Genomic DNA, 25,913 nt, shown 5'->3' with positions numbered 1-25,913 from the left:
AAAATATTTTTTCTTCTAAATTTCATTCTATATTTATGAACTTCCTAAAGGTTGGAAATTTTGTTAGTTTAGTTGCTTCGTTAATTATTTTAAGTGCTTTAATTCTTTTATATATAAATGGAATAAATTACGCGTATTCTACTGTCTTTCAATTAATAATCTGGATAATTTGGATTTTAGCAATACCCTCTTTCCTTTCTTATCATAAGGCAAATCTAAATAAAAGCTTTCTAATGAATTATTGTGCTATTTTAGCTATTGTTATAACATTCTTTGGTTTAATTTTTTTACATCTAGGAGAATTTACTGGTATAGAGATAATATTTTTGGGATATATTTTAGAGCCTATAGCAGGCATTTCTATATTTCTAACTGTATGGAAAATTAGCTATATTTATGATCTAATGTTCTTTTTAGGTGCTATAGTTTTTACTGCTGGATTACCATTATTTTTGTTTAATTTAGGAATTATATCAATAATTGGAGATATAGTAAAAATGATTGGAATAATTGGCTTACTCTCTACTAATCAAAAAATAGTGAAATAAAAAATAGTTAGTTTTATTTTTCTGTAGCTGCTTCTTCTTTCTTCTCCTTTTCTAAAAATAATTCTCTAGCTTTTCTTAATTGTGCTACTGGAGTTTCTCCAAACATCTTAACTACTTGTTCTAGCGATAAGCCTTTAGTTTCTGGTAATAAGAAGTAAACTAAGAGTAAAGCTATCAAATCTAATGCAGTGAATACGAACATGGATCCTGCCAATCCAATAGAAGATAACATTACAGGAAATACTTCCGTTATTGCAAAATTAGCTATCCAGTCTAGTAATGCTATTAAAGCTGCCATTCTCCCTCTTATAGGTGTTTTGAAGTACTCTGCTTGTATTAACCATCCAGTACCTCCTACACCATAAGCGAAGAATATTATGAATCCAGCAAAAGCTATTAGAGCACCTATTAAGATTCCTCTCATTACTAATATTCCACCTATTAGATCAAACGCTAACATTCCAGCATAAGCCGAAATTGCTAAGTTTCTTCTACCTATTCTATCAATATATCTAAATGCAATGTAAGTAGCTGCAGTATTTATAACTGCTAGTGTAGATGCAGCCAATACGGAATCTATTTCACTAAATACTGGGCTTGATGTACTACTAAATAAATGCAATTTGAGTACAATCTCAGGACCATAATAGAAAGGAACATTTATTCCAGTTATTTGTTGGAATATTATCCATAGTGCTACTACTAAGAATGCTCTTTTAGTTGGTGTATCTATTACAGCTTTAGCCTCTTTTTTAACTTCTTGTACAGCATTTTGAATTTCTGTATCGCTAACTTCTACGCTAAATCTCTTCAAATCATGCTTAAACTTATCAATTTTTCCTGATAGGAGTAACCATCTTGGAGATTCAGGCATCATAAATCTAAATATTAAACCAATTATAGATGGAACTGCAGCTAAACCTAAAATTAACCTCCAGTCTACGGTATAAGCTAAAGATGGAGCTATTAACAATATCGCAGAACCTACAAAATAAGATCCTAAAATACCTATAGTGATCATCCATTGTTGCATTATAGCTAATGTACCTCTCCTATTTTTAGGAGCGTATTCAGTTATGTAAGCTGTAGCAACCGCTGAGTCTGCACCTATTGCAACACCTATGATTGTTCTCCATACTAATAACCATATTGCGTTAAATGACAATGCTGAAGCTAATGCAGCTACAGTATAAATAGCTGCGTCAGCTATCAGTAGAGACTTTCTACCATACCTATCTGTATAAAAATAAGCTATTATAGCACCTATTGCGGCTCCTAAGGATGCACTAGCTATCTCATAGCCATAAACAAAACCAGTATAATGATATGGAACGAAAACTGAAGCAATTCCTATTACTTCAGTATCGTAACCAAATAAGAATCCACCTATCGCAGCTAAAATAGTTATTATCCAGTAAAATCTAGTTACTTTTCTAGTATCTATTTTATCCAAAATCTGTTGTAGACTAGATGTATTACTCATATTTTTATAGATAATATAATACAGTTAATTAACTTTTAAATGTTGCTTTTACTTATACATTCCGTTTTTACTTTAAAAGATAGAATAAAGAGTTTTATGAGAATATTTAATTATAATGATAGATGATATAAAGTATAAGAAGGCTATTTGATTTTAAATGAGATATTTAATCTATTAAATAAAGGAAAATATTATTATATCATTGAAATGTAATCATTAATAGATAATATTTAAGTTAAGTATAGAGTTTTCTATGAAATGGTAATGATTCATTTTACTATTATCTAAGATAATATATGGAAATGTCTCATAATATTGAATTATCTAAAAAACATTATATAAAGATTTATAAACAAAATATTTAATAATAAAAATATTAATTAGATTCCTTGCTGTTTTAGTGTTTGGCATTCTTCTATTATTCTTTCTAATGCATGTTCTGTACCTAACTTGAAGTGTTCCGCGTTTCTTTTTTCCATTAATCTTAATATAAGTGACATTGATACTTCCCATCTAGAGGAAATTTGATTTTTATCTACTTTTACGATATTAAAACCTTTAATTGGTCCAGATATATACTGAAAGGTTAATGTTTTATCATTATCATTAACTATTATTTTTACTTTTCCTGTAGATGGAAATGCAAATCTTATCGTTCCCTCGTATGTTCCTTTTGATGTTTCTTTTACATTTAGTTCTCTTGTTCCTTTCCAGAATTTTGGGATAGAGTTAATTTCTTTAGTTATTTTCCAAATTAAATCTTGATCACAGTTAAATGTTCTATTCACAGTAAATTCTATCATTTCATATCAATATTCGTATTGACAAATAAATACTTTTTAGAAAGATTGATAAAAAAGTTAATTATCTGGATAAGCTGGTTTTCACGCTATGAAAGTACTAGCTATACAAAATTATCCTGTAGAAGGACCTGGAAATCTTCCAGTTAAGGCGGAAATTAAATTTTCAAATGAGATTGATGGAAATGAGGATTTTGATTTCCTTATTATTCTAGGAGGACCTATGGGAGTTTATGAAGAGGAAAAATATCCATTCTTAAAAAAGGAAATTGAACTTATAAGGAAAGCATATCAAGAAAATAAAAGAGTTCTAGGAATTTGTCTTGGATCTCAACTTATAGCTAAAGCTCTAGGAGGAGATGTCATAAAAGGAGGTTTTGGACAAGAATTAGGAAATACAAAAATATTTACTTTATCAGATTTTAAGTTCCTTGGTGATCAAATTGAAGTTTTTCAATGGCATGGAGATACTTTTTCTTTACCTAGTAATGCTAAGCTTTTAGCGTATAGTAACAAATATTTTCAAGCTTTTAGAATTGGAAAAATTTTAGGATTACAATTTCATGTAGAAGTAGATTCTGAAATTGTAAAAACATGGATTGAAACTTATGGAGGAGATGAAAAATTAGTCGAAGATGTAAAAAAGATCGAAAATAAATTGAGAGAATACTCAAAAATGATTGTAGACTACATAGAAAGGTTATAGTAATTGTTTATCTTTTTTAAAAAAATCAATATCTCCATCTCTCCTTTTCTTGAGTTCAACACAAATTTGAATATAAGTTATGAGCTTTAAGATAACGTAAAAAGTTATATTATCTTAAAGATTAGTAAGCAATTAATGGAGTTCCTAGACCTTTATCATCAATTGCGCTATCAGACTGCAATGGCTATTAAGAAATCTTCATTTACTGTAGGCGAATTTACTTACATTGAGACTACAGATCCTAATAAGGATTTCTTAATAGGAGAAGATGAAGGAAAAGTATTTGTACTTTCAGTTGATAAAGATTGCATAAAATTCAATAAGATAGAGAAATGTAGAGGATTTGATTACCTTTATAAGGATAACTTTGAGTTTAAGGAAGGAATAAATATTGGAGTACTTGATATGATATTGAAAATTATTAAGACTTTTAATGGAGAAAATGAGGCTTATGATTATGTAATTAACGAAGAAATTAAACAATTTGAGGCTAAGGATTACGCTTCATTATCAGGGAATATGGAATTTGAGAATCTTTATATTGAATTTGCAGATAACTTAAAAGATAAGGATATTGACGAAATAAAATTATTATCAAAAAATTATTTAGAAGTAAGAAATATTCTTGATAGAAGCTTTGAAAATAATAAAACTTTAGAAGATATTTATAGGGACATTGAAAGTAAATTTATTGAAATATCTAGAAAAAATGATGTTGAATTAGATTTTGGGGATTCAAAGAAACTTTATGATTCAGAATATCTTTCTGAAGATGAAGAGCATATAGAAGAAGAAATTCATGAACCTATAAATGTTAATTCTCTCTTAGCAAAGGTTAGAATGAAAAAAGTTCTAGATAAAAAAGAAGATTTTATAAATTTCTTGAAAAATAAAAAAGGAGAAATAAATCTTTGGAATGGCGAAGTAAAAGCTTATGGTATACTTTTAGATAAATTAGATAACAAGAATGCTACCATTTTGATCTTAGATCCACAAGAAATAGAAATAAATAGAAATGGATTGATAAAGAAAATTTTCGTCAAACCTAGCATTTTAATAATAAAGAAAACTCAAGAAAACTTTCAAATACTAAGATAGTTTTTTATTTCAATCATTCTTTCTTATTTTCTATTCTTCTGCTTTAAAAAATAGTTTATTATCTATAAAATATTTTCGAATTTTAACATCATAAGCTTGAGTTAAATTATCTTCACTTATATCTTTAGGACTTCCTAAATAAACGATTTTTCCCTTTTTAAGAATTATTAATTGAGTAGCATATTCTATAACATCAAGCTCATGCGAAGTTATTAAAAATGATTTTTCTTCTTTTTCTTTGCTTATTAGCATTAAAATCTTATGTTTATTTGAAATATCTAGGTTTGACAAAGGTTCATCCATTATGATTATATTACCTTCAGCTAAAGCTTTACATATTAGCGTAAGCCTTTTTTCTCCACTACTTAATGTAGAGAAATCTCTATCTAAGAATTGAGTTATTTGCAAAGTCTTTGCATATTCTAAATAATCCTCTATTCTTGATTTTCTAGAATTACCTGACAAAAGAACATCCTTTACTTTCATTTGTGCTGAGAAGAATTCAGAAGGAACGTAAGCTATTTTTTCATTTTCTCCTCTGATTATTTCACCATTAGATGGCTTTATCATACCTATTATTGTTCTAAGTAGTGTAGTCTTTCCTGAACCGTTAGGACCTAAAATTATGTTTATACCTCTCTCTATTTGAAAAGAAATTTGCGTTAAAATTTGCTTATTTCCAATTTTTACTTCAATATTCTTGATTAGCATTGCCCTTCACCAATACGTAAATTATTATTGGTGCAGCTAGTATTGACGTAATTGCTGTATCAGGAAAAATTATTCCAAAAGCTCCATTAGCTATTATATTGCTTAAAGTCATTATTGAACTACCAAGTAAAGCTGACAAAGGTATCAAATTTACTGAACTACCTCCAGCAAATTTTCTAACTATATGAGGCACTATTATTCCTACAAAACCTATTATACCTACCTGAGATACAATATAACCTACTATTATACTTATTAAAAGAACCCAAAAAATTCTGAAATTATTTGGATTTATTCCTTTAGAATGAGCTAATTCATCACTTATCGTTACTACATCTATTTTCCTAGCTTCATAGTACCCTAAAACTACTAAAAATAAAGTTAAAGCCAAAAGAATATAATCATAAGAATATCCTACTACTTGAATGCTACCTAATAACCAATAAATTAATGGAGGAACTTGAGGGAATTTACTCTCCATCTCCGTTATTAGAAAAGTTATCAAAGAAGAAAAAACGTAAGATATTACTATACCTCCTATTATTATTCCATAAACTCCAGTCCTCCTTCCTATTGCAATAGTAACTAAAGTAGAAATTAATGCAAAAATGAATGCAATAATAGGAGAAATATAAATTATCCAGGAAAAAGGTAAATCAAATGCTAAAAGAAAATACGATAAAACAGCTCCAAAAGCCCCTCCAGAAGCTGTACCACTAATATAAGGATCCATTAATGGATTTCTTAATAACATTTGCATTATAGCTCCAGAAACAGCTAAAGAAGCACCAATCAATATTGCAGCAATAGAAGTAGGTATTCTTATTTTAAAGAGAATAATAGAATAATATCCATGCGGAGAAAAAATCTCATTTAAAGGAATATAAACTTGACCATACATTAGTGAAAGGAAAAATGAAAAAACTATAAGACTTAAAAATAAAATTATTATCTTTATCATTTAATACACCGGCAGTTCTGGATGAATATCATTTTCTATCCAATTCCAAGTTATTACGTGAGGTGCAGTGCCATTTATTATATCTCTAAATAATAATACCGCATAAACAGCTAATGGACCAGGCTCATTAGTAAGATAAGATGAACTAGAAGACAGATAGTAAATTCTATCATTTTTGTAAGCTGAAGTATTTTGTATTCCAGGGAAATGATTAACCAAATATTCTGTATAAGTTAAATTATAAATTACGTTAACTACCAGCACTTGTGGATTAGATGAAATTAATGCATCTGCTGTAAATGGACCATAATTGCTATATTCTCCTAATCCATTTATTCCTCCACCCAATTGTATCAAAGAGTTTATAAATACATTACCTCCTGCTGAGTAGAATTCATAATTAGGGCATATCCAGTCTATATAATCTACTGTAATATTTCCAGTAGTGGAGAAATTCTGTAATTTTTCATTCATCCAGTTTATTACATCTTGTGCTTGACTCGTTTGATTGAAATATTTTCCTACTTGCATTACTGACTGTTCAATTTCATAAAAGTTAGATGCGTAATCATCATTAGTTAATAACACTTTTAGTCCTGCCTTCTGCATGTTTGTCTGACATTCTCCTATTATTCCTTCTTCTCCAATTATAACAGTAGGATTTAATGCTACTAATCCAGAAATATTTACAGGATATATTTGATTAAATATGGTAACGTTAGATGGTACTTGAGATGTAAGATTTATTATTTTCGTTAGATTATAGGAATAAATATCAATTCCTACAATATTTTTTCCTAAACCTAATGAAAGAAGAATTTGAGTATCACTAGGAGTTAAAGAAACTATTCTATAAGTTGGACTTATTTCTGTAGTAACTTTTGGTTTGATTATTCCTTCATATATTATTAATCCAGCCAATGCTACTAAGATAACGATAGCTATTGCGATAACTTGAAGTATCATTTTTATCTTATTAATGGATAGCTTATCCACATTATAAAACTATCTTAGAAAACTATACATCTGTTTGGCAGAAATTCCGTTTAAACAGTAATTATTATAATTTTTAACCTAATGGGTTAAATGATTAAATTTCAATCTATAGGCTTATCCTCAAATTCACAAAAATATTCCTTTAATTTTATTTTACAATAATGAAAATATGAATCAAAAGAGAAAAAACAGAAAGTAAATACAGTAATATTAATAGGTCCTGCTCTCTTACAATATCAATTATCATATACAATTATTTCCTTTTATAAATGACATGAAACGAATTATTATCAGATTTATTAAAATTATGGAATCATTTTTATTGATTTTTTATTTTAAAGTAAATAATTTTAGGGAGCATCGCTTAGAGATTAGTTCACAGTAATGAATAATTAAGTGGAAGAATAGTTAATGTTTATCTTATCAGAAAGGCTAAGATATATTGGGCACTGGCTCTTTATTATTTCAATCAAATTTTTTAGATATTCACTATCATAGTTTGATATTATGTCAATATCTATATGATCTATTACAAAATTCCCAAAGTAAGCTATATCTTCCTTTAGTTTATATTTAGCTACTATTTTAAAATCAAAGGCTTTATTTTCTCTATTTAATATTTCATTAGTTATCATTAAAATACAATGAGGAATGGAAATATAAAATGCGTATAGTGGACCTTTATTATATGCTTCTTTTGCAGTAATTGTTTGGTCTCCTATTTTAATGTTAGGATTTTCTGAACTGCCTTCTAAAGTAATTATTAACTCCATAAATATAAAAAAAGAAAATGATTTTAATAAAGATTACGTTTTTAATTACTGCTTACTTAGAATTTTTTGAATTTTCTCGTATAATGCTGGATGTGAATTTTTCATATCTTTAATTAATTCATTTAATCCTTTTAATGTGTTTTCTGGATTTTGCACTTCATCTACCCCTAATGGTGAACTAACATATACTTTGCCATTCTTTATTATAATTTGGATTTTGGATAAATATTCTCCTATAGAAACTTCATAAGTAACTACTTCAGCTATGTGTATTTCGTCATTTACTATGTAGATTCTAATGGTTGAACCTTCGAAACAGAATTCTAATGCATTTTTCTCCGAATAGATTCTCATAAAATATAATTACATAGCATAAAATATAAAGTTTGATAAAAGTTTATATAGAATTTAATAAAAAAATAGCTATAATTAATTTTTATAATGATTAAGCAATTATGTAATAATGTATCATTTATAGCTTATTATTCAACATAATTATTCGCAAATTATATAAATCTTATGTGTTTATATTTAGATTACAAGAAATATAGGAAAGATCTTAAATATTAAGAGTTCTATCGTGAGAATATGAATAAAGATGTATATAAAATAGCGTTATCAGCAGGATTCAGTGATTTAGGATATCAAGCTGTAGTAGCATCATTTCCATTACTTTTAGTATTTTATTTTCACGTTCCAATTTTTATTTACGGTATAGTAGAATCATTTAGTTACGGAATTGGTTTATTTTTTTCATTTTTAGGAGGTTTTTTGTCAGATAAAGTTGGGAGTAAAAGAATAGCTGTATTCGGTAATTCTTTAATAGTACTTTTATCTTTTACCGGATTAGCAAAAGACGCTATTCAAGCAATTGCATTCTTTTTATCTGGATGGTTTATGCGAAATTTTAGAAGCCCAGCTAGGAGAACTATGGTTGCAGAAATAACCAAAGAAGAGGAAAGAAAAAAGGCATACGGCATACTCCATGCACTGGATGTAGGTGGAGGATTTCTGGCTATAGTTTATTTGACAATTTTGCTCTATTATAAGATTCCATTAACCTTAATTTTGCCATTTACTGCAATACCAATAACTGTAGGAACTTTACTTCTAGTTATTTCTAAATCCGGAAAACCTACGCAAAAACCTAAAGAAAACGTGAAAATTATACTTGGAATACTTATAGCAACTGCATTATTTGGAATAGCTACTTATAGTCCGGGCTTTCCAATAATTACTGTAACGCAATCAACAAAAGAAATATATTTAGGAGCATTAACTTATGGAATATACTTAGGTTCTTCGGCAATTTTTGGATATATTTTTAGTTGGATAAAAATAAAAGATTTTACAGGATTAATTTCTGGTTACTTTTTGGCTTTCTTAGCTAACTTAGGTTTTATATTCTTATTTCCTACAGGCATTTTAGGCTTATATCCATTAGTATTTTTGTTAGGTGTTGCATTCGCTAGTGCTGAAACTTTTGAACCTTCAATAATATCTAAAGTATCAGGGAAAAACATAGGAAGAGGAATGGGATTACTCTCCCTTGCAAGAGGAATAGGATACTTTATTGGAAATACGAGTATGGGTTTGCTTTATTCAATAAGTTATTCTTATGCTTATTTATTCGCTTCAATAGTTTCTTTGGCTTCAGTTTTAACAATTTTTATACTTATAAAAGGTAAAAATAAATAAGAAATAATAAAAAAGAAAATTATGTTTTTAACTTATAGTTATAGTTGCTGTTTGTTTAGCTAATACGTTTCCACTTACTGCAGGAGTATATAATTGTATTTTATATGTACCTGGAGATAAATGGAATGGTAACTGTAATTGGAATTGTGCTTCACTACCTAGTATTACTATGAATCCACTATACCAATTTACGCTATCTTTCTTATTTTCATTCCATGGTGCTTGTATTATTTTAACAGTATCATTAGCTATTTGGCTAGAGTTTAGAAATATATGCCATGTTGAATTACTTATCTCCATTAATGGTGCACTAGCTGGATAAGCATCTGGTCCATCGCAGTCAGTTATATTTAGGATTAGGTATGTTCCTTTAGAATTTTCCATCGCAGATGCATATTTTATTTCTAATTGTGGAATCTTAGAATGATTTACTAAAGGTCCTACAACATTACCATATGCCCATTGTCCAGTAGCTAATATAAATATTACAACAGCTATTCCAAATATTAATCCTATAACTGTTACTCTCTCCATTTTGATCACCATAATTTAATCCATTTAAGTATTGGGACGTTTGCTATTCCTCTGTCTCCGAATTTCTTATATAGGAAGTAATCTAATCCCCATACTCTTCCCGCACCAGTTAGAATAAGCATTACTGATCCAGCAGTCAATAAAGCACCTATCTGCCACTCATCTTCGCAAGTTGATCCTAACCAATAAGCGGGAGCAAATCCTACTGACATCGCTAAAGCGCCTAATCCTGCTAATCTAGTTAATAGTCCAATAATTATGAATAATCCTGCTATAATTTCTATATAGCTAAATATTGTTAGAAAAGTTACATCAAAAGCTCTATTTTCTAAAGTCATTAATAGAAGTGGTTTAAATGGACCTGCATGAGGTAAGAAATTTACTAGTTTACCTCCTACAAAAGATGATGAATTAGGATCTAATTTTGCTGGTTTTAATACTGCTTTTCTTAATCCTCCGTCTAAGAACATCCAACCTACTGCAAATCTTACTGGAAATAAATATTCCATTCTTGTCATTTTTTCTGTTCTTTTGAATTCTGCTGATTGCTCTTTGGACATTAAACCACCAAATTTACACTTATGTTTATTTTTATTAAAAAAGTTTTCCTTTTAAAAGTTTAAACTTTTTTTAACTTGAACCATAATATGTTAAATTTTAAATAAACTATAAAATGTATAAGTGGTAAAATGTATACATATATAAATTTCTATCTTGTAAATTATAGATTATTGTGAAGAATTAAATATAAGTCAATATAAATAATCTACTTTTAACATTATTTAATAAAACTGTTAAAGTCCGATAATGAAAATCCAAGCAAAAAAAATCATTTACTTGAAATAGGTAATTCGCTAGTTTTGAGCGTTTCTGGTCCTAATGCTAGTCCTATAATAGAAATTATCCCACCAATAGTTAAGATTGTAAATGCTGCTTCATTTGTTTGTATAAATGAGGATAATCCAGATATCATTAACTGCGAAAATCCTGCAACTATAAAGGCTCCGTTATAAGAAAATCCTACTCCAGTAGCTCTACTAAAAGTTTTAAATCTTTCAGATAAGTAAGCCGGAGTTAATGCTGATGGAAAATTTATTAGAAATCCAAATATCATTGTAGCCAAGGTCAATGATATCCCTTGAAAATAGAATACAAAAGCTCCAATTATTGAAATTATTACTGTTCCTATTCCTACATATTTCCTTCCTAGATAGTCTGAAATTAGACCAGATATTAGCATTGCTGGTATTCCTACTAGATTCATTAGAAATGCTAACTGTCCATATACTTCTGGTTTCAAGTGTAGAAAACTTCCAAAGAATACTGGAGCAAATTGCGGACCAGCGTAGATCATCATCCAAAATCCTATCATTACTATAATTGTTTGCCAGATTGGAGCTAATCCCTTTACTGGATTTTTCTTTTCACTTTCTGCATAAATTTTTGGTTCAGTCATCAATAGTCTAATAAATACAGCCAAGAGTGCTGGAATTATTCCAATAGCATAAATATATCTCCAGCCTAAGTTAAGAATAAAATTATTTGGCAATCCACTAAAATAGGTAAATAATAAATCCACTATTACAAAACCTATTAAAGTTCCAGATTGAGCTAATCCACCAAAAAATCCTCTAAACTTTCTTATACTTTCCATTGCTGTAGTAAAGCTTGAAGAAACATCTCCTCCTATGAATACTCCTTGGAAAAGTCTAAGTAGTGAAATTATTATTGGAGCTAGTATTCCTATTTGATAATAAGTTGGAATTAAAGCTGTTAAACCTATTGAAAATGAATATCCTAATACTGTAAAGAGTAAAGCGACTTTTCTCCCTCTGACATCAGCTATATATCCAAAAATAAATCCTCCTAGAGGTCTAGTTATTACTGTAAATACTATTGGCAGTACAGCTCCCAATAATCCTAGTGTAGGATAGAAGAGTTTTTCTAAGATAGTTGCTGTTATTACTACTGCTCCTAAATCATACGAATCCATTATCCAGGAAAAGAAAGAACCAAGATAATTGATCTTAGGTTTTTCATTCATAAAGTACATGAGAAAGGTAGAAAGTTAAAAAATTATCTTTTAATTCATTTTTAAGATACAATCATTTTTGATACTTATACTCTTTTAAAAAGAGACTATGTTAAATCTTATAAATAATAGAAAAAAATTTACCATTAACATTACATAAAATTCAAAGTATATTTAAAGTACATAGATGAAAAGTTTATATTTCGTTTACCTTCTACTTATACATGACCATAATGAGTATAAACAAACAAACATTTGCTATTACTTCAGTTTTAGCTTATGCTTTAGCTACCTACGTAATGGTGGCTCCAGCATTTACTGTCAACCAATTTAATTTACCTCAATGGTTAGCATTCTTAATAGTTTCAATACCTTTTGGAGGAAGAGTAATAGGATCATTCCTTTATCAAAGGATAGTTTCAGTATTAGGATCTAGATTAACTTATTTAATATCTATGGTTTTACTAGGGGTTTTATCTTTAGGTAGTAGCATTAATATTCTAGGACTACTAATACCTTTAAGGTTATTAGTAGGAATTGTCTTTGGTATAGCTACTTCTTTAGCTGTAGAGCAAGCAGTGAGAAGTGGAAATAGAATAATAACGGCATTAACTATGAGCGGTTGGGCATTTGGATGGATTGGAGGAGCATTATCTTATTTATCTTTACAAGATTGGGGGTTAATAGCTATTTCAGGAATACTTACAATACCATTTTCTTTGCTTTATAAAGATGTAAAAGTATTTTCAGTGGAAGTTACAAAGTTTTCAATACCTTCAGTTTCATCAATATTAGTCTTCTTCTTTTCCTTCGAACCAGCATTTGCTTTACAATTAGCTCCTGCTATTGTAGAAGCTGAAGGAGGAATTACATGGCTAATAATAGGTTATATAATATCAATAGGCATGTATATATTAGTTCCAGTCATTTCAAATACTTTAGGTGAATCAAAGACTGCGATAATGTATACGGTAATTTCCGCAGTAAGCGGAGTACTTTTCTTTACAACAGCATCGCCATATATGCTAGTAGTATTTACAGCATTTGGACTAGGAATAAATTCTATAGCCCCTAGATTATCTGCAGCATATGGAGCATCAGCAAGGACTATGGGATTTGCGTTAAATACTGCCGCATTAGGTGGAGTAGTTGTTCCAGTAGTAGGATCTTTGAACATTAAAGTGATAGCATCACTATTTACAGCAATATCAATGATAATACTTTTAGTTATGAGCGTAAAGAAAGGAAACGCTGTAACTGTAGCGAGCTAAGTTTTCTACTTCTAAATTTAAAAGATAGAAATATCTTTTTCTTATTATGTTTTTTGAAATTAAGCCCAGAAATCGTTATATTGAAGTTAAAGCAAAAGGAAGAGAAGGCATTATAGTATTCCCAACTTATGTCCCAGGCTCTTATGTTATAAGAGAACTTGAAAGGAATATAGTAGAAATTGAAGGTAGACGATTGTCAAAAAATAGGTTTTATGTTAAAAATTCATTTACCTACTTAGTATATACAGCGAGTTTCGATCAAAGAGAAGCAATATCAACTAATGACTATCTTTTTATTAATCCTCCAGCATTATTTCCATTTCAAGAGAAAAATGAAAAATATTGTGTAAAAATAGATTTACCAGATTCATGGAAAATAGTAACTTCTCTAAGAGAAGAAGGAAATAACAGTTTTTGTGCAGATAATTATGACGATTTTGTAGATTCACCAATAGAAGCTTCTCCTTATCTTAAAATCTTGCAAGTTGATAGTTCTCACATAATTTCTACGGTAGACGATTTAGACGTTGATATGATAAGAAAAATTGTAAAAGAAGCAGATAAGATATTAGGTAATCCTGGAGATTATGTTTTTCACTTTAGAAGATCCAGTCAAAACTTTGGAGGAATAGAACATAAGAATTCAACTGGAATAGTAGTTCCATGGAATAGAAAAAACTTAGAAGTCCTTTTTGCCCATGAATATTTCCATAGATGGAACGTAAAAAGAATTGTTCCATATGATCTAATTCATAATTACGAGCACGAAGTATATACTGAACTATTGTGGTTCGCAGAAGGATTCACAGATTATATGGCCGTAGAAATTTCTAAAAGAGCTGGTGTTATAGACGAATTAACAGCTTTAAAACATATTTGCAATTCACTGTCAACATTAACGTTTCCTGGAAGTAAAAGAGTTAGTTTAGCGGAAGCCTCAAAAACTACGTGGATAAAATATTATAAGCAAGATGAGAATTTTCTTAATTCTTCAGTGTCTTATTATGACGGAGGTCTTAGTTTAGCGTTTTATGTTGATCTAGAATTAAATAAAAAAGGAGAAAAAATAGATACTTTATTTAAGCAATTACCTAGTAAATACACATTTGATAATATTAATAGTATATTAAAGAAATATGAAATAGACATAGAAGATTTAGTATATTCTCCAGCTATAGAAATTTTTAATGCGATAAAAGATTTAGTAAACCTAGAGTTGGTAGATAAAGGAAGACCTTACTATGGAATAAGACTATCTGAAGATAACGTAATTAATTTCATAGAAGATTATTCTCCAGCTGACGAAGCTGGATTATTTCCAAAAGATAAAATTCTAGCATTAAATGGAGTTCCAGAAATTGAAGTAAAAGAAGGAGAAAGCATAATAACAGTTTCTAGAGAAGGAAGAATAAAAGAATTTAAGATAAAGTCATCCCCTAATCCTGGACATAAAGTTAAAATCAAGATAGGAAATGTGGAATCTACATCTGATTCGCAGATTTTATAATTTTAATAACAATAATAATTTTTCCTTTATTTTTGCCAAGAATGTATATCTAGGAGAATATTGTTGTGCAGGCTGATTTATTGGTTCAGTTTTATCTCTAATATATTTATACAATATGTATAGTGCGTAAAATAATGGAATCGCTGGAAACCAAAATAGATAAGAATATGCTATGTTTATATTTTCAGCTATAATTTCAGCTGACTCTATAGAAGCTGCGAAGAATAATTCTACTGCTACGAATCCTATCATACCGAGGAATCTTTTTACATTTCTTTTCCATATTAAATAAATTCCTGCTCCAGCTGCAAAAGCATAAGATGGTAATTCTAACCAAGAATGAGGCAATGTCATTAATAATAGTGCAGGTATCCAACCCGGTATGCCATGAATAGTATATAATGCAGATAATACTAAACCAGTACTAATTATTGAACCGGCTAACATTAAAACTCCAAATCCAGGAATAAATTCAATTAAAGATATTTCAAAATTATGTGAGAAAATTGATAAAACTTCAGGTATATATGGTTGCGATACTATTGCATTTCGTTGTGAACTAAAACTATTTGCTAGTGCGGGACTATTATAAGGTATTGCTGCAACACCTATAAATAGAGCTAATTCAATGGCAAAGATTATTAAAGAAATAAATGTTAGTTCATCTTTAATAGGCCCTTTCATAACATATGCTTAGCTTTTAACATATTAAAAACTTCTCGAAATATTACAAAGTTTAGGACAAAAAGCTTCATATATAGATTTATGGTATTAAGGAAGCGGAAGTCCCATACGAGATTATTTCACTATTGATATGAAACATAAGTTTATTTTAATGGATAAAAAATATTTTTAATAATATAATGATTTAATTATATCTTTATAAAGATATTTTTATGTTGGTATCAAAATATTATTAACGTCTAAATTATGCAGAAAAGAAGCATTCTCTATTATTTCTTTCTCATCAAAAGATAAATCACCAATTAATTCAGATGATTTAGAGCAATCGTATGTTGACCTTGTATATTTTAATAAGCTTTTAATGTAACTAGGTAGAACAATTTTAGCTAAGGATTCTGGAATTGGTATTTCTATATTCTTATTTCTTCCTAATCCTTTTGCCATTAATTCAAAAAATTTCGAAACATTTACTGGATTACATTCAGTAGCGTAAAAATAAGTTGTTTCTTTAGATTCTGACAAGGCTTCAATCATTTTGGCTATAGAATTTGCACTAATAGTATTGAAACTAAAGCTAAGCTTTGGGATAATTCCTCTTTTTGCAAACTTATACATCGTAATAAATTGTATATGAGCAGAATATCTACCATAAACTAGTGTAGGTCTAAGAATAGCTATTGGGGAATCATTACTCTTACAAGTATCATAAACTACTTTTTCTCCTTCTAGTTTGGTTTTTTCAAAATCAGTTTGAGGCGTTATTCCTGCCAAATGAGGAGTTTCTGATTTTACATTATTTCCTATAATGCCTAATAATCCGCTAAAATGAATTAACATCTTCTTGTTTTTTGAAGAGAGTTCAGCAATTAATTTAGGAATAGTTACGTTAGCTATTTCTAATGCTTTATAACTACCTTGTATTTCTCCAATCATATTAACTATTGTATCATGATCTTCAATCTCCCTTTCCAGTTTCTCTTTCTCATTTAATGGATCTAATTTTATAAGACTAACTTTCTTTTCTTTAAGAATTTTTGAATATAATTCTTTTACAGGATTCAAACTTTTATATGTTACTGTAACGTCATTATGCTCTGACAAGTATTCAGCTATATGAGTTCCTACAAAGCCTAATCCCAAAATAAGGTACTTCATTCTAACATCTCCTTAATTTTATCGAATATTTTAGGATCTCCTAAAATTATTATCTTTTCTCCCTCTTTTAATTGATAATTTTTTTCGAAAAATGGGTCCAATTTTCCATCATGTTTTACAATTATTAATGGTATAGTTCCTTCTGGAAGATCTGAGATTTTAATTGATTTTTTTACATCAAACACTCCTATTACTAAATTTTCATTTAATCTATCTTGTAAAATAAGTCCAGCTACATGGTTTGAAATTGCTGCTGAGGCAGTTATTCTACCAACTATATCATCATAAGGAATAATTACGTCTGCTCCTGCAGTCTTAAAAGCGTCAGCTAAGGAAGAATTTTTGACTACAGAAATTACTTGAAGAGGCGGATTTAGTTTTTGAATTTTAAGCGTAATAAGTAGAGTTTCCATATCATCTTTCATGCATACTATAGCATTTTTTGCGTTTAGTATTCCTGCTTCTAACAAATTTTTATCTTCCTTAGGATCTGCAATAATTATTTTGTCAGGAGAAATCTCTTGTATATTTTTGTCAGTAGTAAGAATAATATAATCTACTTTAAGTCTTTCTAATCTTTTTGCTGCGCTAACTATCACCTCTCCTTCTCCTACTAATACTGTATGATCCTTCATATGTGAGCCTCTCCATCTAGCTTTAGCATCAATCCATGTTGATCTATTTACTACTGTACTAACTATAGCTTGAAGAATGCTAGTATATAATCCTACTGCAAAAATTATTGTAATGATCAAAATAACTTTTTCAGTATTAGGTAGCTGGTTTATATTAGGAGCATATAATCCAACTGTTGTTACTACGTTAACTCCAGCATATACTGCAGATATAAAATCTAAGTGCTGATAAATCATGAAAACTAAAGAATTAATGTAAACTGCCACACCTAGAAGAAATAATTGAGGGAAAATCTTTCTAATTACCGAATAAGGAGCTACTATATTCTCCATTATACTTATCATAAATCTGTTCCAAAATCTTCTATCCATACTCTAATCTTTCTTTTCCAATCTACTATTTTAAAAATATAAAAATTTTTAGCAATCATTAGCATTAGGGGATTAATTTCTCTATTTATAGATTTTACTTTTTTAATAGATTTTAGCAATCATTAAGATAAAAAATATATTATAAAATAATTATTGAACAACTCTTATTTTATTACTTAGTATCATAATTAGTATAGCTATAGAATATATTACTGTAATTATGATAGAATAGTCTATAGGAAACGTAGGAGGATAAAAACTATAATATATCCCGAATACTAGTATAATGAACGATATTATTGGCGCTATTAAGTGATATAATATACTGAATTCTTTAATTTTCTTATAAAAGAATGGTAGGGCAACATCTCCCAGCATATGACCTATAAATAAAGATACCGCAGAGAGATTTATTAAGAATAGAAAACCGTAGTAAGGTCCTAAAATTAGTCCTGAAATTAATGATACAATTAATGATAAAACGGATAATCCTAAAATTGAAGTTGAAGGAGTACTATACTTTTCGTGAATATTTGAAAAAGCTTCTGGAGCTACCTTATCTCTACCTAAAGCATAGAGTAGCCTAGCAGAAGAATTTAACGGAGCTAATGAGCCAGCAAAGAAACTATTTAGCATAAAAATTAATAATATTATTAAAAACGGCACGCCAATATATTTATCAGCTAATATTAAACCCGGAACTCCAGAAGGAGCAAAAGATGACATATTAGAAATCCCCCAACTTATTACCATTGCATATGAAGTTAGTACAAATACTACTCCAGTTATTAGAAAGCTTATAAGAACTGCTTTTTTAACATCTTTTAATGGGTTTTTAGTTTCTTCAGCTAAATATACTGCTCCAGAAGATCCTGACATAGAAAACACTGCTAATATCATTCCTTCAAAAACTGGTGCCCAACCTCCAGCTGGAGTAGGTGTAAAAGGTTCTAAAGAATTTCTTGGACCAGCTTTTATTATTAGAATTATAGACATAATAATAAGCAGTGATATTTCAATTACTGATGTTACTAGACTATATCGAAGAGATGGTCTTATTCCCTTATAAGCTAATAAAGTTATTAATCCAAGAAAAACTATCAATATTGGTATCCATATCCAAGAAGGTAAAGAAACATTAAAAAATTCCGTAAGCATTGAAGGTATAAAGACTCCTCCTACAAATACTATAGAATTTGTTATTACATTGAAATATGAGAATAAATATATGTATCCAGTATAAATCCCATATTTCTTCCCAAGGCCTTGAGATGCAAAATCATAAAACCCTCCAGCATTTCCAATCTTTTTAGAAAATTGATATGGGACATTAATCCAGGCTAATACTGCAACAATTCCTATCAAATAAGATAAAGGTAAAGAACCTAATGCAAAAGCTGCAGCTCCAGTCAACGTAGCAGCTACTGCTCCTAAGGGTGCAATTAAAGCTATAGATTGTCCTAAAAGTTCACTAAATCCTACTGCATTCTTTTTAAGACCTTTAGGCATAAAGTATTAAACATTGTATGGTATTATAAAAGCTTTCAGTATTAACTATTTCTTTAGTTATATCAGCAATTTGTATTTCCTAAATTGAATAGATTAAATTATACTATCAAGTATCCTAGATATTTACATCCAAGATTTAAAACAGTAAATTTTCGTATAACTTTAAATAAAAGTTATAGTTTATAAAATCTAATTTCAATTTTCTTCTAAATCTGGGTAAAAGTTTTTAAATAGTAGGCTTTATGGATTTTTTGATAAAAATGGAAACAAAAAAATTCTATGCAATATTGGTATTTGCGATAGTTTTATCTGAATTAACCGGAATTTTTATAAGCGAAAGCTTTCTTCAGACTCATAACTCCACAGCAGTTGAAACCAATAATTCAACGTTAAATTCACATCAAACAAGTGATCCACAAGTTATATATTTAAGCGATCCTCCAGCTAGTTTAGGAAATTCACAAGATTATTTAATTAATCCTGTATTCCCTGCACATACTATAGCTAGCCAATATGCATATGTAACGTATGGAAATGGTAGAGTATTTATAGGTGGACTATATAGCTCTGGAAATGGGTATTTATCGGGAGCTAAAGGAGCTGCAGTAATATCTTCAATGTTAGCTTATCAGCCTTTAACTTCTTACGATTATTATCTCTATATAACTGCTCCTTCGCCAATAAACGTTGGAGGAGCTGTAAAGACTGATTCTGCTACTGTTATGTTCTTATCATCTATGACAGGCCAGCAATCTAGCTTAAATAAATCGATGTATTTCTTAGGCGATGTAGGATTAGAGGGGTATATGTATTCTACTGGAGTAGTATATCAAAGGATAGTTCAATTGTATCAAGGAGGAGTATACTATCTAGTAGTACCTCAAATGATGGCTTTAGCAGAAGGTAATAATTATCAAATGGCTCAAAATTTTGCTATTCAACATCATGAAGTTTTATTAACTGTTAATTCAATTCCACAAATGTACGAGCTAATTACTGGACAATACTTAGCAGAACCTCAAGGTTATATTGATTTTCCTGTTAACTTCTCTGTAGGTTATCAATACTTGTCAGAAATCTATGCTAATCTTTCAGCTCAAATTAATAATCAAACAATCAAAAACGAAGCCCAACAGTACTGGTCAGAAGCTGAAGGTATTGCAAAAGAAGGAGACTTCTATTCATTCTATTTCCCTAATAATCCAGCAATTTTAGCTATCCAACTCTTATATGAACATGACATGAGTTATAATATTACGTCAGAAGTAGATAAGGCAATTTTAGAGGCTTCAAGCTATAATAATTTATGGAAAATTGAAACAGCGTCTGAAGCAGCCTACTTATCAGCAGGAAATATTAGTGATAAAATAGATGCTAACGCATGGGCTGCTTTAAGCCTATCTATAAATGTAGGGCCTTCTATAACTCCTTTAGGATTCTATGAAGGATTATACAACTCATATATAATTGATATGTATGCAGCAGAATATTACGATTCAGTAACTGGTTATACTTATGGAAATGTAACGTTACTTACTAACGTATATAATAACCCTAACTTATTATATGATTACGGATTCTTTGCTAATTACTACTCCCAGTTAGCGTTGAATTTTAGTAATTATTATCTTAAGCAATTGAATAGTACAGCATTACAAGAAGTTAAAGATTCATTATATCAGTATATGGTAAATGAGGATAATGTATTAGAAAATGCTGCAGCATATTATGATGGCCCATCAATAGTTGGATATATTATGATGCAATATGGCAATATAGAGAATAATATTGGATTATTATATCAAGCAATGCCGTATATTAGAATGACAATGAATATGGAACAATTAACATGGTATAATGCAGATTAGATAGAAAAAGATATTTTTTAATAAGAAAAAAGTTTTTTTATTCTGGTGGTATTTCTTTATAGTTTAAATCAATGTTGATCCCTTTTTTCATATTTACATATTTTGAAATAGAATATATTATTATTCCTAATCCAACTAAACTAAGGATGTATGCTATTCCAGGCCAATACAAAGCTCCACTGCTAGTTATAACGCCAAAGTACGGGTTAGTAAAAGCTTCATATCCCATAAATATCATAAATATTGCAGATATTATTCCAGTAATTAGCATAGGAATATTACTTATCTGCTTAGCAAATCTAACTCCTGCTAAAGCTACTAGAAAGAGATAAGCTATGGCCAAAGGCGTATAACTGTATAATGCTTGTACTCCTACTGGACTTATTATAGGGAAAGATAAGAATACTAACGTTACTATGAAATCAAGTAAGTGAGCATAAACTGGAGAATTATTAGTATTTAATCTTGAGAAGACCTCTGGAAACACTCTATCAAAAGAGAATGCAAAGACATATCTAGCAAATACTACTACTCCAAAAGCCATAACAAAGAATTCCCAAGCTATCAAAGATATTCCTATAAACCACTGTAAAGCTTCGTTTCCAGCCAGCGCAATAGCTACTGACCAGAAATTATATGTACCAGTTTGATATAAAGAAAAGTTGAATCCGTAACCACCAGCTATGTCCATTAACAAGAAAGGTACAGTAATAAGTAATAATGTCATAACGCTTCCTAGAATAATATTATATTTGATACCTTTCTCAGATTTTATTTCTGCAGAAACTGAAGGTCCAGCATATAGCCAAATATAAGCAAAAGATGCAAAGTAAGGAACCATGTAAAATGTTGCAGGTAAACTAAATGTAGGTCCAGTATAGGGACTTGGCTTTAAATCAAAACTATTTAGGAAAGGTAATATTTTAGTATGAAAATCTGGAACATTTATTGCTAAAACTATCATAGCAACTATTGTTCCTAGGATCGCTAAAGTGCCTAAAGCAGTTACCAATCTAAAACCCCACTTAGGTCTGAAAATGTTTATTGCTATTATTATTCCAAAAGCTATTGCAGATAAAACATAAATTAGAATTTCTTGAGGTAATGTAACTACTCCATAAGGATTTACAAATACTGAGTTAGCTAAACTTATCAAACTGGCTTGATTATGCAATATCCCAATTACCGTTAAAACAGTATTTATCGCGGCTACAGAGAAGAAAGCTGAGAGCGCAAAATATGGTGGCATATTAAAAGCTAATGCGATTCCCATTATTGATCCAATCTTACCATTAAGTTTTCTAGATAACCATACGTAGTCTCCACCAGTTCTATGTATTTGAATTATAAAGAATGTATAAAGCAAGACTAAGGGCAAAGATAATAGGAATGTAATTATAGATGCTATCCATAATACTGCTCCTTGAGTAATATAAGGGCTTATTCCAGTAAATATTGCTAATCCTGCTCCCATATTAGCTATGTTTAGCATTGTAGAGTCTGCTAATGAAGCATTTTTTACTAAGCCAGAAGTATTTCTTACGAATTGCATAATACGTTAGTTTTAAAATAATTTTTTAAAATTAACTATCGAACTAATGTTCGGTTTCATAAAAGGCTATAAAATCAAAAATATAGAGAAATCTACCATTTCCTCTTATTTTAGTGCAAGATACATTTCTCTGCATTTTAAGATAATTCACATAAAAATTTTGTACAGTACTTTTATTAGTAGTATATTACTTTCTCCCATAATTGATATTTTATTCATGATAATTGAATTATACTAATAGATCTATTTTCTTTGATAAAGAAAAACTATCTTTTTCATCTTAGGATATGATGAACCTTTATGGATTTTCATCCCTTTAACGTCATAAGGGTGAACTACCCCGTCATTACGACGGAGCATCCCCACCTCGCGATGAGGATTTCCTGCTTCTCAGGGGAAACTTACTATACACCACCTCGTAAAAGGCAATATACAGCAGAGGTTCCCCCTCCACAGGCAGAGGGGCAGTCCCAACCCCATTCTTCAAAACATTCAAAGAAGCATTATAATCACGATCAACCGTAAAACCACAATTAGGACAACAAAATACCCTATCAGACAAATTCAGTTTCACTTTGTACCCACACCTAGAACACGTTTGTGACGTATACGCTGGATCTACCTCCACCACCTTCCTACCAGCTCTTTCAGCCTTGTAGAAAAGTGGTGGAGAAAAGACGAAAACTTAGAATAAAGAATATGCTTCCTCAACCTACCAAAAGAATCTAACACCATCCTTTGCGTATTTAACTCCTCAACAACTATCACATCATAATTTTTCACTAACCACGTTGTTACCTTGTGAATATAATCAGCAAGAGTATTCTCAAGCCTTTCATAAGCCTTAGCTAACTTCAGCCTAGCCTTTTCGCGATTCCTTGAACCCCTCTTCCTTCTCGATAACCTCCTCTGCAACAATCTAATCCTTTCCTCCCTCTTATCTAACAGTTTAGAATTCTCAATCACAACACCATCACTCGTTGTAACAAATTTCTCTACGCCCAAATCAACACCAACTACTTTGCCAGTCTTCTCGAGCGGTTGTTTTTCTTGCTCAACTTGAAATATTGCATACCACTTATCTGTTTTGCTTCTCTTTATGATGACTCCTTTTATTTCTCCGCGTATTGGCCTATGCAAGAGTACTTTGATTTCTCCTATTTTTGACAGATAGAGTGTATCTCCTGTTAGTTTGAATCCTGACTGGTTGTACCAGATTATTTTGAATATTTTTTTGTGTCTTAGTTTTCCTATTTTCTTTCCATTCTTCTTCAATTTTGATAAAGGGTTGATGTTGTACCAGAGTATGTTGTTTATCATTTGTAAAGCTTTTGAGTATACGTCATGTTTTTCTTTCATGTTCTTGAGTAGTTTTTGTGTGTCAAGTTGTGTTACTTTTGTTCCTTGTTTTTTCTTTTCTGTTATGTAATCCAATAACGAGTTGTATACTTTTACTTCTGTTTCCATTGTCTTGACGAGTTTTTGTTCTACCTCGAGTGTTGGATATATTCTATACTTATAAGATAAGGTTATAGTATTCTTATTCTTTTCCTTGGTTTTGAACATATTGTTTTAGCACCTAGAGTGTTACTTGTCCAGCTAGGAAGTATGAGGATGCCCATAAGTGTCCTTTTCAGAGTTTTACTTTCAGAAAGTTTTTCTGTATTTCTCTTGATGTTATTGTTTTTATTGTGTTTATGTATCTTAGTATGTTTAGTGTTGGTTTTGCTTTGAACAACATGTTGAAATGATCCTTTTCTGCATTAATTTCAATGACGTCTGCTTCAAATGATTCAGTAATTTCGTATGTTAGTTTCTTTAGGAAGTCTATTATGTTATCGTTGTCCAATGTTTTTCATATTTTTTACTACTTGTACATAGTGATAGTAAAGTGAGTAGACTGAATGTGAATCTCCTAGAGTTTATAACGCATGGTTCAGTGAATTATATAGTAACTATAAATAGAAACTTTTCTATAAGGGGCTATTCATCCCCAACGTCTGATGGGGACTTCAGCCCCCTTAACCCCCAGTAATGTTAAAAAGTTAATTTATCCTAATCTTTCTTAATCTGGTTGATAGTTTTATTTTTTTACTTCTACTTTCCTAGTCCTTAATTAATTTTTAAATGATTTTATTTATTTTTAAAATACAGTATTTTTATAAAAACATATTATTGGAATAAAATAGCGTAGCAATAACGATTTAAACTAATATCTTTTCTATTTATATATGAAATGTACTACAGATGATATGAAGGAAATTAGAGGATTTCAATTTTTAGTAGGAGAAAATAATAAAGATGAATTAATCTCTAAAATTAAAGAGATAAAATCTTTAGCTGATTCCTCAAACAATACTCATATTTTAAGAATCGCAGAAAGTAATTATTATAGGTTTGAGTTAATTTTTGTGCCTAAATCGATAGTATTATTATCAGTATCTACTGCAAGAGGAACTAATAATATAAATTTAAGAGACATTAAAAGTTTAGATAATTTAATTACTTTGTCTTGTTGTGCATCACAAAACGAACAACTTAAAGAATTAATGAAAGGATTTCTAAGTGAAAGTACTAGAGAAGTTGAAATTTATGATCTATTTAGTAAAAAGGAAGAAGTAGAAGTGAATCCGAATTGTGAAGAGGTAAAATGGGAAGAGCTAAAGCTTCCTGAAGTAGTACCAGGAAAATGGAATACAACGCAATTAGCTACAGTAGAAAATTTGACTCTAAAAGCGTTAGCAGGACAAGTCAAATTTATCAGTATATCAACTGAAAGACCTCAAAATTCCATAAAGTTCACAAATTTCGACAGATTATCCTCTTTATGTTGCTTCCTAAGTCTAGTAAAGCAAAAATTAAATGAAAACAATGATTTAGTAGAAGCTATAAGTCCTTTACTTCAACAACAACCTAAAAAGAAACCAACAAGGAAAAAACAGTAATTAAATCTTAAAATAGAAATTATTTTATATAAAAACTTCATAAGAACAAATCTTATCTTTTAACTTTAGAATAAG

At 29.7% G+C, this 25,913-nt stretch carries 24 protein-coding genes and 1 pseudogene; 8 read left to right on the top strand and 17 right to left on the bottom strand.

The features are described from left to right. Window positions 1-35 precede the first annotated feature (35 nt). Complete coding sequence (locus B6F84_RS03720) at window positions 36-548, top strand: hypothetical protein (RefSeq protein ID WP_148690987.1); 513 nt, start codon at window positions 36-38, stop codon at window positions 546-548. Between the two features lie 13 nt (window positions 549-561). Here the strand turns inward: B6F84_RS03720 and B6F84_RS03715 are convergent, their stop codons facing one another. Together B6F84_RS03715 and B6F84_RS03710 are read right to left on the bottom strand one after the other, a co-directional pair. Next, entirely contained in the window at window positions 562-2,031 is a 1,470-nt protein-coding gene (locus tag B6F84_RS03715; RefSeq protein WP_148690986.1) for a sugar porter family MFS transporter, read from the bottom strand. A 380-nt stretch (window positions 2,032-2,411) separates the two neighbouring features. Then, a complete protein-coding gene (locus B6F84_RS03710; RefSeq protein ID WP_148690985.1) occupies window positions 2,412-2,834 on the bottom strand; it encodes an SRPBCC family protein in 423 nt (140 codons plus the stop codon). Between the two features lie 88 nt (window positions 2,835-2,922). Between B6F84_RS03710 and B6F84_RS03705 the strand changes: the two genes are divergently transcribed. Both B6F84_RS03705 and B6F84_RS03700 read left to right on the top strand, forming a co-directional pair. Beyond that, window positions 2,923-3,537: a type 1 glutamine amidotransferase gene (locus B6F84_RS03705; RefSeq protein ID WP_148690984.1), complete on the top strand. Its 615-nt coding sequence runs from the start codon at window positions 2,923-2,925 to the stop codon at window positions 3,535-3,537. Between the two features lie 135 nt (window positions 3,538-3,672). After that, window positions 3,673-4,635, top strand: a complete 963-nt coding sequence (locus tag B6F84_RS03700; protein ID WP_148690983.1) for a hypothetical protein — start codon at window positions 3,673-3,675, stop codon at window positions 4,633-4,635. 30 nt (window positions 4,636-4,665) lie between these two features. On the opposite strand, the gene B6F84_RS03695 is transcribed toward B6F84_RS03700, so the two are convergent. From B6F84_RS03695 to B6F84_RS03675, 5 genes are all read right to left on the bottom strand, one after another. After that, window positions 4,666-5,346 (bottom strand): ABC transporter ATP-binding protein, encoded by a 681-nt coding sequence (locus B6F84_RS03695; RefSeq protein WP_148690982.1) that lies wholly within the window; start codon window positions 5,344-5,346, stop codon window positions 4,666-4,668. Continuing rightward, window positions 5,327-6,307, bottom strand: a complete 981-nt coding sequence (locus tag B6F84_RS03690; RefSeq protein WP_148690981.1) for a FecCD family ABC transporter permease — start codon at window positions 6,305-6,307, stop codon at window positions 5,327-5,329. Before B6F84_RS03690 ends, B6F84_RS03695 begins: the two co-directional genes overlap by 20 nt. Then, window positions 6,308-7,273: an ABC transporter substrate-binding protein gene (locus B6F84_RS03685; protein ID WP_236749046.1), complete on the bottom strand. Its 966-nt coding sequence runs from the start codon at window positions 7,271-7,273 to the stop codon at window positions 6,308-6,310. It lies immediately after the preceding gene. 422 nt (window positions 7,274-7,695) lie between these two features. After that, window positions 7,696-8,076 (bottom strand): OsmC family peroxiredoxin, encoded by a 381-nt coding sequence (locus tag B6F84_RS03680; protein WP_148690979.1) that lies wholly within the window; start codon window positions 8,074-8,076, stop codon window positions 7,696-7,698. Window positions 8,077-8,121: 45 nt separating this feature from the next. Beyond that, complete coding sequence (locus tag B6F84_RS03675) at window positions 8,122-8,430, bottom strand: hypothetical protein (RefSeq protein WP_148690978.1); 309 nt, start codon at window positions 8,428-8,430, stop codon at window positions 8,122-8,124. A 234-nt stretch (window positions 8,431-8,664) separates the two neighbouring features. On the opposite strand from B6F84_RS03675, the gene B6F84_RS03670 reads away from it, so the two are divergent. After that, complete coding sequence (locus B6F84_RS03670; protein ID WP_148690977.1) at window positions 8,665-9,774, top strand: MFS transporter; 1,110 nt, start codon at window positions 8,665-8,667, stop codon at window positions 9,772-9,774. Window positions 9,775-9,801: 27 nt separating this feature from the next. Here the strand turns inward: B6F84_RS03670 and doxA are convergent, their stop codons facing one another. The 3 genes from doxA to B6F84_RS03655 form a co-directional block, all read right to left on the bottom strand. After that, window positions 9,802-10,308, bottom strand: coding sequence for a thiosulfate:quinone oxidoreductase small subunit (doxA, locus tag B6F84_RS03665; protein WP_187152744.1), 507 nt, complete (start codon window positions 10,306-10,308; stop codon window positions 9,802-9,804). Window positions 10,309-10,313: 5 nt separating this feature from the next. Further along, a complete protein-coding gene (gene doxD, locus B6F84_RS03660) occupies window positions 10,314-10,868 on the bottom strand; it encodes a thiosulfate:quinone oxidoreductase large subunit (protein ID WP_148690976.1) in 555 nt (184 codons plus the stop codon). Between the two features lie 269 nt (window positions 10,869-11,137). Continuing rightward, window positions 11,138-12,352 (bottom strand): MFS transporter, encoded by a 1,215-nt coding sequence (locus B6F84_RS03655; RefSeq protein ID WP_148690975.1) that lies wholly within the window; start codon window positions 12,350-12,352, stop codon window positions 11,138-11,140. Window positions 12,353-12,564: 212 nt separating this feature from the next. Between B6F84_RS03655 and B6F84_RS03650 the strand changes: the two genes are divergently transcribed. Next, window positions 12,565-13,611: an MFS transporter gene (locus tag B6F84_RS03650; RefSeq protein WP_236749044.1), complete on the top strand. Its 1,047-nt coding sequence runs from the start codon at window positions 12,565-12,567 to the stop codon at window positions 13,609-13,611. Between the two features lie 46 nt (window positions 13,612-13,657). After that, window positions 13,658-15,118 (top strand): M61 family metallopeptidase, encoded by a 1,461-nt coding sequence (locus B6F84_RS03645; RefSeq protein ID WP_148690974.1) that lies wholly within the window; start codon window positions 13,658-13,660, stop codon window positions 15,116-15,118. Here the strand turns inward: B6F84_RS03645 and B6F84_RS03640 are convergent. The 4 genes from B6F84_RS03640 to B6F84_RS03625 all read right to left on the bottom strand — a co-directional run bounded on the left by B6F84_RS03640 (window position 15,113) and on the right by B6F84_RS03625 (window position 19,473). Then, window positions 15,113-15,802 (bottom strand): stage II sporulation protein M, encoded by a 690-nt coding sequence (locus tag B6F84_RS03640; protein ID WP_148690973.1) that lies wholly within the window; start codon window positions 15,800-15,802, stop codon window positions 15,113-15,115. The genes B6F84_RS03645 and B6F84_RS03640 overlap by 6 nt on opposite strands. 210 nt (window positions 15,803-16,012) lie before the next feature. After that, window positions 16,013-16,957, bottom strand: a complete 945-nt coding sequence (locus B6F84_RS03635; RefSeq protein WP_148690972.1) for an NAD-dependent epimerase/dehydratase family protein — start codon at window positions 16,955-16,957, stop codon at window positions 16,013-16,015. After that, window positions 16,954-17,964 carry a potassium channel family protein gene (locus B6F84_RS03630; protein ID WP_148690971.1) on the bottom strand — a complete coding sequence of 337 codons (1,011 nt, stop codon included), beginning with the start codon at window positions 17,962-17,964 and terminating at the stop codon, window positions 16,954-16,956. The genes B6F84_RS03635 and B6F84_RS03630 overlap by 4 nt, the downstream gene beginning before the upstream one ends. 150 nt (window positions 17,965-18,114) lie before the next feature. Further along, window positions 18,115-19,473, bottom strand: coding sequence for an APC family permease (locus tag B6F84_RS03625; protein WP_148690970.1), 1,359 nt, complete (start codon window positions 19,471-19,473; stop codon window positions 18,115-18,117). A gap of 242 nt (window positions 19,474-19,715) precedes the next feature. On the opposite strand from B6F84_RS03625, the gene B6F84_RS03620 reads away from it, so the two are divergent. After that, window positions 19,716-21,341 carry a serine protease gene (locus B6F84_RS03620; protein ID WP_236749040.1) on the top strand — a complete coding sequence of 542 codons (1,626 nt, stop codon included), beginning with the start codon at window positions 19,716-19,718 and terminating at the stop codon, window positions 21,339-21,341. A 37-nt stretch (window positions 21,342-21,378) separates the two neighbouring features. Here B6F84_RS03620 and B6F84_RS03615 read toward each other — a convergent pair whose 3' ends face one another. From B6F84_RS03615 to B6F84_RS14250, 3 genes and pseudogenes are all read right to left on the bottom strand, one after another. Further along, entirely contained in the window at window positions 21,379-22,893 is a 1,515-nt protein-coding gene (locus tag B6F84_RS03615; RefSeq protein ID WP_148690969.1) for an amino acid permease, read from the bottom strand. Between the two features lie 346 nt (window positions 22,894-23,239). Beyond that, window positions 23,240-24,459: pseudogene (locus B6F84_RS03610) on the bottom strand (RNA-guided endonuclease InsQ/TnpB family protein). Window positions 24,460-24,526: 67 nt separating this feature from the next. Continuing rightward, window positions 24,527-24,742, bottom strand: coding sequence for a transposase (locus tag B6F84_RS14250; protein ID WP_236749037.1), 216 nt, complete (start codon window positions 24,740-24,742; stop codon window positions 24,527-24,529). A gap of 382 nt (window positions 24,743-25,124) precedes the next feature. Between B6F84_RS14250 and B6F84_RS03600 the strand changes: the two genes are divergently transcribed. Next, entirely contained in the window at window positions 25,125-25,838 is a 714-nt protein-coding gene (locus B6F84_RS03600) for a hypothetical protein (RefSeq protein WP_148690968.1), read from the top strand. Window positions 25,839-25,913: the final 75 nt, after the last annotated feature.

Origin of the sequence: Acidianus manzaensis (assembly GCF_002116695.1) — an archaeon.
Lineage (GTDB): Archaea > Thermoproteota > Thermoprotei_A > Sulfolobales > Sulfolobaceae > Acidianus > Acidianus manzaensis.
The sequence above is the reverse complement of the archived record's forward strand: the minus strand, read 5'-3'. Positions and strand labels throughout refer to the sequence as shown.

What these genes read in the sequence shown, in the direction of transcription:
- B6F84_RS03680 (WP_148690979.1), bottom strand. Translation starts at nt 8,076, where the DNA reads ATGGAGTTAATAATTACTTTAGAAGGCAGTTCAGAAAATCCTAACATT.
- B6F84_RS03635 (WP_148690972.1), bottom strand. Translation starts at nt 16,957, where the DNA reads ATGAAGTACCTTATTTTGGGATTAGGCTTTGTAGGAACTCATATAGCT.
- B6F84_RS03705 (WP_148690984.1), top strand. Translation starts at nt 2,923, where the DNA reads ATGAAAGTACTAGCTATACAAAATTATCCTGTAGAAGGACCTGGAAAT.
- B6F84_RS03625 (WP_148690970.1), bottom strand. Translation starts at nt 19,473, where the DNA reads ATGCCTAAAGGTCTTAAAAAGAATGCAGTAGGATTTAGTGAACTTTTA.
- B6F84_RS03645 (WP_148690974.1), top strand. Translation starts at nt 13,658, where the DNA reads ATGTTTTTTGAAATTAAGCCCAGAAATCGTTATATTGAAGTTAAAGCA.
- B6F84_RS03690 (WP_148690981.1), bottom strand. Translation starts at nt 6,307, where the DNA reads ATGATAAAGATAATAATTTTATTTTTAAGTCTTATAGTTTTTTCATTT.
- B6F84_RS03650 (WP_236749044.1), top strand. Translation starts at nt 12,565, where the DNA reads ATGACCATAATGAGTATAAACAAACAAACATTTGCTATTACTTCAGTT.
- B6F84_RS03710 (WP_148690985.1), bottom strand. Translation starts at nt 2,834, where the DNA reads ATGATAGAATTTACTGTGAATAGAACATTTAACTGTGATCAAGATTTA.
- B6F84_RS03655 (WP_148690975.1), bottom strand. Translation starts at nt 12,352, where the DNA reads ATGAATGAAAAACCTAAGATCAATTATCTTGGTTCTTTCTTTTCCTGG.
- B6F84_RS03600 (WP_148690968.1), top strand. Translation starts at nt 25,125, where the DNA reads ATGAAATGTACTACAGATGATATGAAGGAAATTAGAGGATTTCAATTT.
- B6F84_RS03640 (WP_148690973.1), bottom strand. Translation starts at nt 15,802, where the DNA reads ATGAAAGGGCCTATTAAAGATGAACTAACATTTATTTCTTTAATAATC.
- B6F84_RS03630 (WP_148690971.1), bottom strand. Translation starts at nt 17,964, where the DNA reads ATGGATAGAAGATTTTGGAACAGATTTATGATAAGTATAATGGAGAAT.
- doxA (WP_187152744.1), bottom strand. Translation starts at nt 10,308, where the DNA reads ATGGAGAGAGTAACAGTTATAGGATTAATATTTGGAATAGCTGTTGTA.
- B6F84_RS03620 (WP_236749040.1), top strand. Translation starts at nt 19,716, where the DNA reads ATGGATTTTTTGATAAAAATGGAAACAAAAAAATTCTATGCAATATTG.
- B6F84_RS03670 (WP_148690977.1), top strand. Translation starts at nt 8,665, where the DNA reads ATGAATAAAGATGTATATAAAATAGCGTTATCAGCAGGATTCAGTGAT.
- B6F84_RS03695 (WP_148690982.1), bottom strand. Translation starts at nt 5,346, where the DNA reads ATGCTAATCAAGAATATTGAAGTAAAAATTGGAAATAAGCAAATTTTA.
- B6F84_RS03685 (WP_236749046.1), bottom strand. Translation starts at nt 7,273, where the DNA reads ATGATACTTCAAGTTATCGCAATAGCTATCGTTATCTTAGTAGCATTG.
- doxD (WP_148690976.1), bottom strand. Translation starts at nt 10,868, where the DNA reads ATGTCCAAAGAGCAATCAGCAGAATTCAAAAGAACAGAAAAAATGACA.
- B6F84_RS03715 (WP_148690986.1), bottom strand. Translation starts at nt 2,031, where the DNA reads ATGAGTAATACATCTAGTCTACAACAGATTTTGGATAAAATAGATACT.
- B6F84_RS03720 (WP_148690987.1), top strand. Translation starts at nt 36, where the DNA reads ATGAACTTCCTAAAGGTTGGAAATTTTGTTAGTTTAGTTGCTTCGTTA.
- B6F84_RS03615 (WP_148690969.1), bottom strand. Translation starts at nt 22,893, where the DNA reads ATGCAATTCGTAAGAAATACTTCTGGCTTAGTAAAAAATGCTTCATTA.
- B6F84_RS03700 (WP_148690983.1), top strand. Translation starts at nt 3,673, where the DNA reads ATGGAGTTCCTAGACCTTTATCATCAATTGCGCTATCAGACTGCAATG.
- B6F84_RS03675 (WP_148690978.1), bottom strand. Translation starts at nt 8,430, where the DNA reads ATGAGAATCTATTCGGAGAAAAATGCATTAGAATTCTGTTTCGAAGGT.